The 13,429-nt window shown below is 41.1% G+C and carries 9 protein-coding genes; 6 read left to right on the forward strand and 3 right to left on the reverse strand.

Annotated elements, in window-relative coordinates; genetic code table 11:
- Positions 1–43: 43 nt before the first annotated feature.
- Positions 44–415 (reverse strand): ABC transporter substrate-binding protein, encoded by a 372-nt coding sequence (locus RE471_RS07820; protein ID WP_309214286.1) that lies wholly within the window; start codon positions 413–415, stop codon positions 44–46.
- Positions 416–812: 397 nt separating this feature from the next.
- On the opposite strand from RE471_RS07820, the gene RE471_RS07825 reads away from it, so the two are divergent.
- The 4 genes from RE471_RS07825 to RE471_RS07840 all read left to right on the forward strand — a co-directional run bounded on the left by RE471_RS07825 (position 813) and on the right by RE471_RS07840 (position 5,139).
- Positions 813–1,931, forward strand: a complete 1,119-nt coding sequence (locus RE471_RS07825; RefSeq protein ID WP_309214287.1) for a glycosyltransferase — start codon at positions 813–815, stop codon at positions 1,929–1,931.
- A gap of 67 nt (positions 1,932–1,998) precedes the next feature.
- Complete coding sequence (gene cysS, locus RE471_RS07830) at positions 1,999–3,369, forward strand: cysteine--tRNA ligase (RefSeq protein WP_309214288.1); 1,371 nt, start codon at positions 1,999–2,001, stop codon at positions 3,367–3,369.
- A gap of 71 nt (positions 3,370–3,440) precedes the next feature.
- On the forward strand, positions 3,441–3,992 hold the full coding sequence (locus RE471_RS07835; protein ID WP_309214289.1) for an isochorismatase family cysteine hydrolase: 552 nt from the start codon (positions 3,441–3,443) through the stop codon (positions 3,990–3,992).
- Entirely contained in the window at positions 3,985–5,139 is a 1,155-nt protein-coding gene (locus RE471_RS07840; protein WP_309214290.1) for a nicotinate phosphoribosyltransferase, read from the forward strand. The genes RE471_RS07835 and RE471_RS07840 overlap by 8 nt, the downstream gene beginning before the upstream one ends.
- Here RE471_RS07840 and RE471_RS07845 read toward each other — a convergent pair whose 3' ends face one another.
- Positions 5,140–6,651 carry an APC family permease gene (locus RE471_RS07845; RefSeq protein ID WP_309214291.1) on the reverse strand — a complete coding sequence of 504 codons (1,512 nt, stop codon included), beginning with the start codon at positions 6,649–6,651 and terminating at the stop codon, positions 5,140–5,142. It abuts the gene before it with no gap.
- Between the two features lie 181 nt (positions 6,652–6,832).
- Here RE471_RS07845 and RE471_RS07850 point away from each other — a divergent pair, with 181 nt between their 5' ends.
- Together RE471_RS07850 and RE471_RS07855 are read left to right on the forward strand one after the other, a co-directional pair.
- Positions 6,833–8,107, forward strand: a complete 1,275-nt coding sequence (locus tag RE471_RS07850; RefSeq protein WP_309214292.1) for a DUF4147 domain-containing protein — start codon at positions 6,833–6,835, stop codon at positions 8,105–8,107.
- A 29-nt stretch (positions 8,108–8,136) separates the two neighbouring features.
- Entirely contained in the window at positions 8,137–8,298 is a 162-nt protein-coding gene (locus RE471_RS07855) for a hypothetical protein (protein WP_298277717.1), read from the forward strand.
- A gap of 20 nt (positions 8,299–8,318) precedes the next feature.
- On the opposite strand, the gene RE471_RS07860 is transcribed toward RE471_RS07855, so the two are convergent.
- Entirely contained in the window at positions 8,319–13,415 is a 5,097-nt protein-coding gene (locus tag RE471_RS07860) for an ATP-dependent helicase (RefSeq protein WP_309214294.1), read from the reverse strand.
- Between the last annotated feature and the right edge of the window lie 14 nt (positions 13,416–13,429).

The raw sequence follows: 13,429 nt of genomic DNA on the forward strand, positions 1-13,429 counted from the left end.
TCCCATTGAACAGTATCCCAGAGTAATCAGATGCATAAGGGCCCTAGCCCATTATTATTCCCCTTTCAAATGAGAACCATACTGAGGATGCATTCAACTGCTGTCCATTGCTGAAGTTTGCATACGACCTTATGTCAAAAGTATAGTTTTTGTCATTTGGATTATAAACATGGTTGGCTAAAACAGGGACAACGCTTGTTGAGCTTCCGTTGAACTCAACTAAAGTATTAAACACCGCTGAGAATAGAGGTCCATTAGTTGTAAAGAAACCTGTTGCCGGATCCAATTGCTCCGGGGCTGCCGTCTGAGCTGTATCAGTGAACTGTTCTGTCGGATGGTATAACACCAAAAATGCGGTTCCGATCAGAATAATAGCCACTATAACTACTATTACTACCTTCAAACTATTTTTCATTAATTAGACAATTTATAAATATATTTAAACTTTGCTATACAGAAAATAAATCTGTGATATTCCACATTCTATATATAAAGGCTTTTCATTGTAATTTCTTATTTTATGCTATCCAGGAAAGTTATAATGTTAGACGAAATTCCCGTTTTTACCTATAGTTGTTCCTATAATTAATATGCGTAGCCTAAAAAATCCGATAATGCCGGTTTAAGTTATCGAAATTTTGTTTTAACCAAAATTTAATGGTATAATTTTACAGTATGCTAAAACAGTTAAACAAATTTAAAATTCATATTATTTATCAATAAATACTATTCTCAGTATTGTTTTTGTAATAAAGTGGAGTTGCAAAGGCACATTACTGTTAAGTTTTATAACATCCACGATATACAGAAACATGAATAACCCTGTTATGGTTCAGATATGCCATGGAAAAATTTACCCTCCGTATATTTCAGCATATGCCCTCAGGGCAAACAATCTTTTAAAAGGTTATAACACAACCATCGTATCCACAGGGGGAATGATAATAAAGGATAATATTAAAGATAACGTAAAAGAGTACAGGTCAATACTCACCACCCTTTATGCAATTGTAAAGGGCAACAGGTATCTTGAAATCGCTTTATCCAGAGGCCAGTTTGTCAGGGGAAGGTACATAGAATCTGTAAAATCAATAATATCTAAATCGGATATAGTTGTACTGGAAGGCCCATGGCAGTATTCGCTCTTTAAGGATTCCCTAAAAGGAAAATTTATAGTATACGATGCCCATAATGCAGAGTCTCTCCTAAGAAAAAATAACAAATATTACGAATATACACTAAACCTTGAAAAAGACATTGTAAATTCTTCTGATTTAATTCTAACAGTATCCCCAAGGGATATGGATTACTTTACTAAAACCTTCAATGCAAAAAACATCTATCTTGCAACACATATACTGGGAAACAGGGTGTTTCAATGGAATGGAGAAAATTCAAGGAACATTGTCTTTATAGGTTCTATCTACGGCCCAAACATAGAGGCTGTTAATTTTATACTGTCCATAGCCAGGGAGCTTTCTGAATTCCAGTTCAGCATAATTGGAAACGTAAACCTGCACAGATTTCCCCATGTCCCTGGCAATGTAAAATTCCATGGAATGATTGATGAGGCTGAAAAGAATAAAATCCTGTCGTCCAGCTTTCTGGCCCTGAATCCAGTATTTGAGGGTGGAGGTAGAAATGTAAAAATGGTAGACTACATAATGCATGGCATACCTATTATTACAACAGAAATAGGGGCCAGGGGATTTTCTGAATATAACATAAAGGATGCATTTATTATTGATGGCGGTAAAAATTACGTTTCGATTATTAAGCAAATTGCTTCAAACAGGGAAGCTCTGAAATCAATGTCCAGGTCCGTTGAAGAACTGAGGTCCGAAATGCTGGAAAAAGAGGGTGATGGAGATGCTTCTGGAATAATTATGGGGGAGTACAGCAAATGGAAGGCTTTAAAAGAGAAAATATAAAGCCTCGTGAAACATGAATAAATTCTCGCTAGATTAAATTTATTTATTATACAATGATATGACCTGGATGATAATTCACAATACATTTGGTGGGGAGGATCAGGAATTCGTTCCAGAACATCCGGGAAGGGTACATATGTTTGTATGCGGGCCGACAGTGTATGATGATTCGCATATAGGCCATGCAAGAACCAACATATTCTTTGATGTCATGGTTAAATACCTCAGGGCCAGAGGGTATTCTGTATTTTATCTTCAGAATATTACAGATATTGATGACAAAATTATCAAAAGGGCAAATGAGGAGGGAAAGAAATACAGCGACATATCAGATTATTATTTCAGGAAGTACCTATCTGTAATGAAGTCCCTGCGAATAGACAGCATAAATTATTATGCAAGGGCAAGCCTCTACATAGATGAAATAATAGGCCAGATTAAAAGGATTATGGAGGCAGGATATGCCTACGAAACTGCCGATGGTGTCTATTTCAAAGTAAGAAAATTCAGTGACTATGGAAAACTATCAGGCCAGAATATGGATGAGATAAGGGCAAATGCCAGGGGCACAATTAATGAGGAAAAGGAATATCCTGAGGATTTCGCCCTGTGGAAAAAGATGAAGCCGGGAGAGCCTTACTGGGAATCTCCATGGGGAAGGGGAAGGCCTGGATGGCACATAGAGGACACGGCAATCACTGAGGCGTATTTCGGAACAAAATATGATATCCATGGTGGCGGCAGTGACCTTATATTCCCGCATCATGAGGCTGAAATTGCACAGATGAGATCCATCAGCGGTGAGAAGTATCTGGCACACTACTGGATACATACGGGAATGGTAAACATAAACAGTGAAAAAATGTCAAAATCCCTGAAAAATTTCATAAAAACCGCAGATGTTCTTGAGAGATACAGGCCAGAGGTTCTCAGACTCGCCATGGTGAACTCAAACTACAATACGGTAATAGACTACTCAGAGCAGCTCATGGAAGAATCCAGGAATTCAGTAGAAAAAATAAATATACTGTACAGGAAACTCAAGGATATAGGAAAAACATCTGGAGTTTATGAGGTCAAGAGCAAGGAAATAATTCACAAACTGAATGAAATTATGGATAGGAATTTCGATACACGTTCCCTTATCAGGGAGCTTCTTTCATTTGTTTCCGATCTCAATAAAAATCTGGATAATATGGGCAGTGAATCAGCTGTAGAGGCCACAAATGTTCTTGAATACGTGGATTCATTCCTTTGCATTCTGTACAGCTCAAACACGGATGCTGATAAAATAATCAAAATGGCACTGGACGTGAGAAATATTGCAAGAAAGGAAAAAAACTACCAGATCTCGGATTATATAAGGCAAAAGCTTCAGGAAAATAATATCTATATCGAGGATAATGGTGACAAAACTACCTATTGGTCACGTTCCTGAGTGCATTGAACTTTAAATTATCTTATATTCGCAGTTCATAAAGGATTAATATATATTATTTATTCCATGTTATGGATCAGAACAGATCATGCATCCTGGTTGTTGATATGATCAATGACTTTGTTACAGGAAAATTCGGGAATGCCATAGCCGTGGCGGCAGTAAAAAATGCAGAAACCCTGTTAAATGGCCTGAAGGGAAAAATACCGGTGATATTCGCAAGAGATGACCACATTAAAAATGACCCTGAATTCAGGGTATGGGGCGAACATGCACTGCACGGGACATGGGGTTCTGAAATTGTGCAGGAGCTGGGAGGGATCCCGGACTATACAGTAACTAAAAGGCATTTTAATGCATTTTATGATACGGACCTTGATTCACTCCTGAGGGCCCTCGAAATTCAGAAAATATATATATTCGGCATTTCAACCGATATCTGCGTTGAGCATACCTGTGCCGGTGCATTTTACAGATATTATGATGTGGAGGTTGTTTCAGATTTATGCGCGTGCATAGACAGCTCCAGGCAGGTCTCTTCCCTGAACAACATTAAAATAAATTATGGATATAAGGCTATAAATTCACAGAACCTGAAAGAAGAGGTACTTAAAAATGAATAAATTCGTAATGGCTAACGATTCTGACATAATGAGCGGGGAGGTTACCGATGTATATTTTGAGAAAACAAAGGAATACCTTGAACTGATGCATTCAAACCCAACTGTTACCATGGAGGTTACAACACAGTCATCTGTGTATAATTTTATTAACTTCACCGGTCTGAATGACGTCATTTCCCTACTGAAGTCAAGGGGTGTAAGGGTGGATGCAATACCTGAGGGCACCGTAATTCAACCCAGGGATGTAAATGGCATACCTGTGCCCTTCGTCAGGATCCAGGGAAGGTACCTTGACTTTGCCGAGCTTGAGACGCCACTTCTGGGATTCCTCTGCCAGGCTTCCGGCATTTCCTCATACTCTTCATTGATAAAAAAAGCCCTTGGGAATATACCATTCATATCATTCGGAATAAGGAGAATGCATCCTGCAATATCCGCCATGATTGACAGGTCCTCCTACATTGGAGGTGCATCAGGGGTTTCAGGTGTATTCAGCTCGAAGGTGCTTGGAATCAGGCCATCGGGCACAATGCCACATGCACTGTCGCTCATACTGGGAGACCATGATGCATGGAAGGTGCAGTATGAAAACTCTGATTTCAGGGTATTCCTGATTGATACGTACATGGATGAGAAGTTTGCTGCCATAAAGGCTGCAGAGGAGTTCCCTGATATAGATTATATCAGGCTTGATACCCCATCCTCACGTAGGGGCAATTTCCCAAACCTTATCAGGGAAATAAGATGGGAGCTTGACATCAGAAACCATAGAAATGTGAAAATAATGGTATCAGGTGGCATAAAGCTGGAGGACATACCTGAATTAATCGATGCAGGTGTTGAATCATTCGGCATAGGAACATCAATATCATCTGCAAAGCCTGTTGATTTCGGGATGGATATTGTAAACATAGATGGCAGGGATATAACCAAGCGGGGAAAGTTTTCAGGAATAAAAAATGTATTCAGGTGCCGGGAATGCCATGAGGTGATGGTCCAGGCATCATCTGATGCTCCAAAGTGCTCCTGTGGAAATATCATGGAAAATCTCCTTGTCAACTATATGGAAAATGGAAAGGCAATTGTTAATGAAGACCTGGGCACAATCCGGAAGAGGTCGCTTGAGGAAATAAATAATATTGTGTAATCAGAGGGAGAAATCCCCGAGATTATCCAGATTTTTCCTGTATTTTGTATACATTACAGCAACTGTAATTGCTATGACAACCACCCAGACAAGGGAACCGTAGACGCCGTATATATATGGGGCGCTGAGGTCAAAATAAACAGCTGCAATTATTGCCCCTACAAGAGTGATGCTGGATATTCCCGGTATGATTATATGCCTGAATACATGTGTTTTCATGCCCCTTTTTTTCAGATACATATGAAGTGATGTGTTTGTCAGTATATGGACAATATATGATATGGGCGATTCCAGCACCAGGAGAAATACAGAGGAATACAGAAGGGCATCTATAATTTTTCCGGGATACAGCAGTTCAAAGGATATGCCCGTGGTGAGTACAATTGCAATGGAGACAGCTGTAATGAAAATAATTGCATAAACTGGAACCCCTTTTAAATTGGTCCTTGACAGCTTTTCAGGTATTACACCTTCCCTTGACAGTGAGAAAATAACACGTGAAGCATTTGTTCCCAGGGAAACAGTTGCAGTGAAAAATGAGTTTATTACTATAATGAGAAGAACGACAAACGGTATTACGCCGAGCCCGGCGAATCCGTCCTTATAAATTGAAAGAACAGGGTAGGCACCGATGCCCGACCCGGTACCGAAACTGGACATATTTACATATCCCCATGATATGACCTCGGCATATGATGCCAGTATTATGGTTATTCCCAGTATTAAAATGCTGGCAATTATGGACCTGGGAACGTTTTTTTTAGGGTTCTTGGTTTCCTCAGCAATTGGTATTGAGCCCCCAACGCCAACGAAGGACCCTATTGCATAAACCATCATGGCTACTAGAATGAAAAAATTTCCGCCCACAGGTATTGCAGTGAAGGGCTTAATTGATAAAGAAGCATGGTTCACACCTATAAGATAAATTGATGATGAAATGAAAAATATTACCTCAATGAGTATCGCATATGAGACATATTTCAGGGAAGGCTTTATGCCCTTATAAATCAGGATGCTTACAAATAAAATGAATGCAACGGTAACAGGAATCCACAAAATATTCACGTATGGCACGGTAATTCCGATACTGGGCAGAATTGCATAGGCAAATCCAATGAATCCAAGGATGCCGAAACCGGTAAAGCTCAGAATCTGGTAACTTATATACGAAAGGGCAGTTGTAAGCCCTGCCCCGCGTCCCAGGCCATTGGCCACAAATGTATAGTATCCGCCGGAACTGGAAAGGTATTTTGAGAATTCATATGATGAATAGCTCATCATGGAATAAACAATAAGAGCCATCAACAGTATAAGTGGAATAGAAAAAGCACCGTCAGGATATTTTGAAAATGTAAATGTCAACAGGGCTGCCGTGCCGGCAACATAGAGGACGATCGTCCCTCCAGGTGCATTCAGGCCAATTGCCTGTGACACTGCATGTCTCAATGATAACTGATTATAACCAAGGTGTTTATATTCCTTTTCAGGACGAAAAGCCTCCTCTTCTATCACGTAACACTTAATAGCTGGATTATATTTTAATTTTTGTCACCATTCGTTTTTTCGTGGCGTTCGAATTTCGAATTATATGATAAATATATATTTTCTGGAAACATGCTGCACCCATTCCATATGGTCTGACTCAATTAATGTGAATAATAAAAGGTTAAAAACCCTGCATGTATACATTTTCATGAAAATTGCCAACATGGATGAGATAGGAACCACAGAAAAAAGGCGGTATATCCTTGGAATAATGGAGGATGTAATGAATGAGCTTACACCAGAGAAAGCTATTAAAAATAATTTCCATGCTGACATTGCAAAATATGATAAAGTATTCGTAATAGGATTCGGAAAAGCCGCTTACAACATGTACGCTGGCATACGGGATTATATTATAAAAAAACTCTGCTATGCTGGAATAATAATTCCTGAGGACGAAAATCCGCCGGCCCAGTTTCCGGAGCTGGAAATACTGAGAGGTACACATCCCTATGTAAGCCAGCTTACTGTGGATTCCTCAGAGAAGCTTCTCTCAGGAGTCAGGAATGCCTCGCAGGATGATCTCATAATAGTGCTCATATCAGGGGGTGGATCGTCACTTTTCGAAATACCTGAATCGGGAATAAGCATAAATGAAATAATGGAGGTATCAAGGGAAATCATGGATAATGACGGGGATATATACACCCTGAACAGGATAAGGTCCATGCTATCCTCGGTGAAGGGCGGTAAGCTGGCAAAAATACTGTATCCTGCATCTGTTGTATCCTATATCATATCAGATGTTATATACGATGATATGGGCATCATAGCATCTGGGCCACTGGTGAGGCCGGAACCGGTGGAAGACATCTCAAAACTGATTGACAGATATGTAACCAATAAAAATCTTGTATCACTCCTGAAAGGGAGTGATGTTTCCGGCAGCCTGGATGATAAATATTATTCCTCAATAGAAAACCATATTATTCTGCGCAATAATGATTTTGTAAATGCAATTTTCTCACGGATAGGGGAAGAAAAGGTTAACCTGGGAAGCAACATCAACGGCGATGTGAAACCCGTGTCACAGAATATTATATCCCTCTTGAGGAATATATACAGCCTAAAGGGCAGGGGCTTCTGGTTTGTCTTCGGCGGCGAAACAACTGTAAATGTCCGGGGAAATGGTTCCGGCGGAAGAAACCAGGAACTTGTCCTCAGATTGCTTGAGGCCATGAAAACAGGTGAAGAATGCACATTCTGCTCCATGGGCACGGACGGCATCGATGGAAAGAGCACGGCCGCCGGAGGCATAGTGGACCAGGAAACTAGGATTCCTGAACTTGAGAGATACCTGCAGAACAACGACAGCAATTCTGCACTCTCTCTATGCCACGGAACTATAATAACAGGCCGCACGGGAAACAATGTTTCAGATATAATGGCAGGTTATTATTCAGGCATAAATGGCAATTTTTAAATATTGGCTGTAATTATGGAGTGATTGGCATGGAAGAATTGCTTTGTAATATAGAATTTGAAAAGGATGAAAAGGGTTACAGTGCTAGGCTGAGGACCGACATGGGAGGTCTCAGGGAATACAGTGGACTCACCCTGGAAGAGGTAATAAATGAGGTTATACTTGAACTTCAGGAGGAGTTCTCACCATAAATTCCTTTTAAGATTGATTTTTAGCTTGAAAGAATGTATCCCGCGCTGTTAAATTCTGTTTTTGCCATGTCCCTGTAGCTGGAATCACCTGTTATCTTCTTGATGGTAAGGTATTTCCCGCTCTTCTTTACTGATACCGCCATTTTTACGGCACCGTTGGTAAAGTACAGGTAATTGCTGGTTGAATGGTATTTAGACCTGATATACCCTGCAAATATCAATGCAATGATATCCCTGGGCGGTATGATCCGTGAGACATTTCCCATATGGCTTTCCATCTTCATTCCGTATGGGATATATATTATCCTGCTCTCCGATGGCACAAGAGCTTCCCTTATTACCTTCTCCCTTGAAAGCTTCCTGACGCAGAGGTTATACTCGGCGTAGTCCTGCTGGCCTGTAAGCTCTGTATATACAGAAATATCAAAAAATCCTATTCTTGTTATAAGCTCCCTTAAGAGAATTTCTATTGCCTCAAGCTTGCTGTATTCATCATTTATTGTTATATAACGCCTTCCCTTATCCTTGGCAATCGCATTCATTTTGTAAAGGGATTTTATGGACTCCTTGATGAGAAGGGAATTCATTTTCATGGATTTTATAAGTTCATTTTCTGACATGCTTTTAGATATCAGGAATTTATATACTTCTTCCTCGGCTTCTGTGAGGTCACGCCTTTTTATTGCCCTGTAAAGTGCAATGACGTTCCTGGTTCCCAGTGCGGGTACATTGAATGGCCCGTCAAAATTATAGATAAGCATGGAATTATAGTAGTTTGTCAGCTCCAGGCTCCTGATTCCCGTATAGTATGCCTCCATATCACTCCTTATCCCAAGGAATATCCTGCTAAGTGCATTGTAATTCATGGTGGTCTTGCATGAGTTGTAACGGTATACCGCCATGGAAAGGAGATTATCCGTGTTTGCAGCTATAACATCGAAATTGCCTATATAGATTACATTGTCTGATCTTCTGTAGCCCCTTGCCTCCCCCTCCCTCAGCAGATCGAGATTAGGGCTGTTTATAATTATGGAATCAGCACCTATTCTATTTGAAACAGATTCAAGTGTCTCCAGGAACTCAGTGATCTTCCCTGTTTCAAAATCTAAATTTTCGATCCATATTCCTGGAGATTTTTCCTGCATGTAGAACATTGATTCCTCGGTTCCCTCAAAAATGAAGCGTGCATTGAAGTCGTCATTCCTTACGTACCTGCCGAGGTATATGGACACCGGGTCGTTTTTCATGACTATAAGCGATCCACGTTCGGGATTTGTTTCCACACTGCCGTAATAGATTTCGTTCCTGTAATAGTAGGGTGGAAATCTGGAATAATCAATGCGGGCAGGGTTGAACCAGAAAAATCTGGAAAGCTCCCTGGATGTCACGGGGCCGTACTTTTCAATAATTTTACCGGTGTCAACATCCTTTTCAGGTCTGTAAATTTCCCACGCGCCTGATTTTGCAGGGATTACCATTATGCGGAACTCCAGATTTTTTATTACGCTCTTTATAATTTTTCCATCCATGCCGGTCATTTCTATTATCTTATCATCGGTGTCTATTCCACGCCCTATCAATGCCAGCACCTGATCCTCTATCTCACTGCTTTTTTCCTCCCTGAGGCTGTAAAGTACGTCCATGAGCCATCTGGATATGTAAACATACCTGTTTTTTATAGCCCTGGCATAGTAAATATCACCTGATGCCAGCAGCCTTTCAACCTCTTCCCTCCTGTAATTTTTAACCCTGACACGTATATCGAAGAGGTCAAAGGCAAATCCATATTTGCTGAAATAATCCTCAACGCCAGGAACGGTGGATGTGAAGTTTAATATTCTCTTTCTGGAAATGTCCTCATCGGTGCTGTTCACAATGGCATCGAAATCTGATTTCATCATGTACTGCTTCATGAATATTGGTGTAATGTAATCATATATTACACTACCCTTTTTTACCATGGCATTCAGGGCTTCTTCCAGCCTTTCACTGTTTACTGGTAGCCTGATCAGCAGCTCGTCCATGGAGAGTGGACCGTATGAGGAAAGTATCCTTGTAACTGCGGTATCCATGGCATCCCCGGGTATCTCCGGAATGGTTTCATTCTTTATATAGTACTGCCTGTCACCGTGTACTTCCTTTCTAATCATGTATGCGGACTCCAGCTTAATCAGGCTATCCCTGATTTCCTGTTCACTGAAGCCTGACTTCTTTATTTCACTGAACTTCGTGTCATTTAGTGAATTATAAATCTCCATGTCCCGTTCGGTCAGCTGGACATCCCTTTTAAACAGGCTGTATACAACAGGGTAATATTCTGAATATACCCACTGGTCAGATCGTATAAAGCAGTAATTGATGGTGCCGGATTTTATTAATTCCTCAGTTATATCCTCAATATCAGTATCACTGTACTCAATTGGTGAATTATACTTTTTCTTGAATGGATCGATGTAAAGGAAATGCCTTGCAAATTCCATATAGCTTTCCCTGTCAGTTACAGCCGGTATTTTATTTTTGAAGTAATTTTCAACCAGCTTGGAATCTTTTATTAGAAAATCAATGCCCTCTGTCCCGTAGATTTTATCCAGCAATTTGCTCCTTAAATCCTTGAGCAATTTTGAACGGTCCTCCATGAGAACTATGTCTGATACTCCGGAAAGTATGAGGTTATATGAGAATGGGCTTGTTTCTGTGGAATAATCACGCACTGTAAACTTCTTTTTTGATATTATGTCATCCACATACCATGATGCACGTTCAACGTCCATGACATCATACTTTACCTCGTTGAAGGCTTCCTTTATTACCGGAAAATTATTCATTGCCTCAAGGGTTCTCAGCAGGCGGTCGCTGCGCAGCTGCTGCCTTGCCACAGATATATCGGTCTGCTTGTACTTCCTCAGAACCATCAGGGATCTTGTGGCGCAGTACCTGAAACGCTGCTTGAAGAGTTCTGTGTTGACTATTGAACGGTCAACAAGGTCCCTGAAATTTGAAGGGGTAAGCAATGTGACAACGTCCTTAATAGGGACCCTCCTGTTCAGGGTTAGTGTAAATCCATTGTCATTAACACTTATCCTTGTATTCAATCCATATTTATTTGATACAGCAAGGCCGTATGCCCTTGAAAGGGCATCGTTAACCCTTCTGCCCAGTGGAATATGAAATATAATGCTGTAAAGGTCGTTGTCTATATACCCCTCAACGTAGAGAGAATCATGTGCCGGTATGGCGAACTCCCCCTGGGACTTAACATAGGATATGAGGCTTCTGGCCCCGAAAGAATCCACACGGTAATTTTCCATGAGCCACTGTTCTGTTTCCTCGCCATTTTGTATCCTCCTGTAAAGCTCCTTCCTGAATTCCCCGATGAGTATCCCCAGGTCATAGCTCCTGGGAAGCAGTTCTCCGGTCCAGGATGGCACTGTGGGCTTCATTCCAGTTGCTGTTTTTACTGTGATGTTGTTCCGGGACACCCTGAGGTACATGTATGTTTTTGCGCCCAGGACAAATATATCCCCAGCCTTCAGGCGCTCAACAAATTTATCGCTGAGCTGCCCCAGCATCCTGCCCTTTTCATTGACAACATTATAATTAGCCTCTTCTGGAATTGTTCCCACGTTCATGAAGTAAATCATCCTGGTGCTTGCCTTCTTGCCGAATTTTTTTTCATCCTCATCATACCATATCTTGGAGAAAAGGGTATTTCCCTCTATCTTTCCGGAGAGATAGCTCAGGGTTGAGAGGTAATCCTCGTATTCCAGGGTGTGGAAGGCGTATGAATTCCTTATTACAGAATAGGCCTCATCAACGCCCCATGCCTTTTCCAGGGACATGCTTATTATTCCCTGTGAAAGCACATCCAGTGGGTTTACCGGCACCGTGACCTTATCTATTTCATGGTCATATGCCGCCTTTGTCATGACTGCACATTCCATGAGGTCGTCAAGGTCGAAAACAATGAACCTGCCCAGTGAGAGGTCCCTAACACCATGGCCTGACCTGCCTATTCTCTGGAGCGCCCTTGAAACAGATTTCGGGCTTCCTATCTGTATGACCATATCGATATAGCCTATATCTATGCCCAGCTCAAGGGATGTGGATGTAATTACGCATTTTAAATCACCGTCCTTAAGGCGGTTTTCCACCTCGATCCTTGTCTGTTTTCCCAGTGAAGAGTGGTGGGCTTCTATGTTTTCTATGCCACGTGCCTTTAGCCTCATGGCAACATGCTCTGTAGAGCTCCTTGTGTTTGTGAATATAAGCGTGGTTTTATGGCTGTTGACCAGGTCAACCAGTATATCGTACATTTTTTCATTTGCCACCTCATAGCTTACCAGGGTAAGGTCCTTTACCGGTGTTATGATCTTCAAATCCAGGTATTTATTGGTATTCACCTCTATTATGCTGAATTCCCTTCTTTTATCGCCGTTATAGCCGCAGAGATATGTCCCGATCAGGTCCAGCGGGGCCTGGGTTGCAGATAATCCTATCCTGACAAAACCAGGTGATAGGTTCTCCAGGCGCTCAAGATTCAGGGAGAGCAGGGAACCCCTCTTGGTGGATGACACCTCATGGATTTCATCAACAATGACGTATTCCACCCCGGTAAATTTTTCCTTGAACTTTGTTGCGGTTATGGCCAGGGAAAAGGACTCAGGGGTGGTTATGATTATATGGGGCGGTTTTTTGAGCATTCTATTTCTATCGCTCTGGGCTGTATCCCCAGATCTTACAGCCACCTTTATTGGTGGAACCTTGATGCCTTTTCTTGCAGCGAGGTCGTAAATTTCATCAAGCGGTTCATTAAGGTTCTTATTAATGTCATTTGCCAGAGCCTTCAGTGGTGAAATATAAACACAGTATATTTTTTCCTGCAGTTCACCGTTCCTGGCCTTCTTGAACAGTTCATTTATTATTGAAAGGAATCCTGTAAGGGTTTTTCCTGTACCTGTTGGGGATGAAACCAGAACGTTTTTTTTATCATGAATAAGTGGAATTGCCTTTTTTTGGGGTTCACTAAGGTCACTGTACTTATTATTGAACCATTCTGCAACAATGTCATCGAGGAAAGGCAGTGCCTCCTCTACTCTAAATTCATTTCTGTATATCATCGGCGATAATCCGT

Source organism: Ferroplasma sp., assembly GCF_031200575.1.
Classification (GTDB): domain Archaea; phylum Thermoplasmatota; class Thermoplasmata; order Thermoplasmatales; family Thermoplasmataceae; genus Ferroplasma.

Coding starts and splice junctions, on each gene's coding strand:
- RE471_RS07860 (WP_309214294.1), bottom strand. CDS start 13,415: ATGATATACAGAAATGAATTTAGAGTAGAGGAGGCACTGCCTTTCCTC.
- cysS (WP_309214288.1), top strand. CDS start 1,999: ATGATAATTCACAATACATTTGGTGGGGAGGATCAGGAATTCGTTCCA.
- RE471_RS07825 (WP_309214287.1), top strand. CDS start 813: ATGAATAACCCTGTTATGGTTCAGATATGCCATGGAAAAATTTACCCT.
- RE471_RS07820 (WP_309214286.1), bottom strand. CDS start 415: ATGAAAAATAGTTTGAAGGTAGTAATAGTAGTTATAGTGGCTATTATT.
- RE471_RS07835 (WP_309214289.1), top strand. CDS start 3,441: ATGGATCAGAACAGATCATGCATCCTGGTTGTTGATATGATCAATGAC.
- RE471_RS07840 (WP_309214290.1), top strand. CDS start 3,985: ATGAATAAATTCGTAATGGCTAACGATTCTGACATAATGAGCGGGGAG.
- RE471_RS07850 (WP_309214292.1), top strand. CDS start 6,833: ATGAAAATTGCCAACATGGATGAGATAGGAACCACAGAAAAAAGGCGG.
- RE471_RS07855 (WP_298277717.1), top strand. CDS start 8,137: ATGGAAGAATTGCTTTGTAATATAGAATTTGAAAAGGATGAAAAGGGT.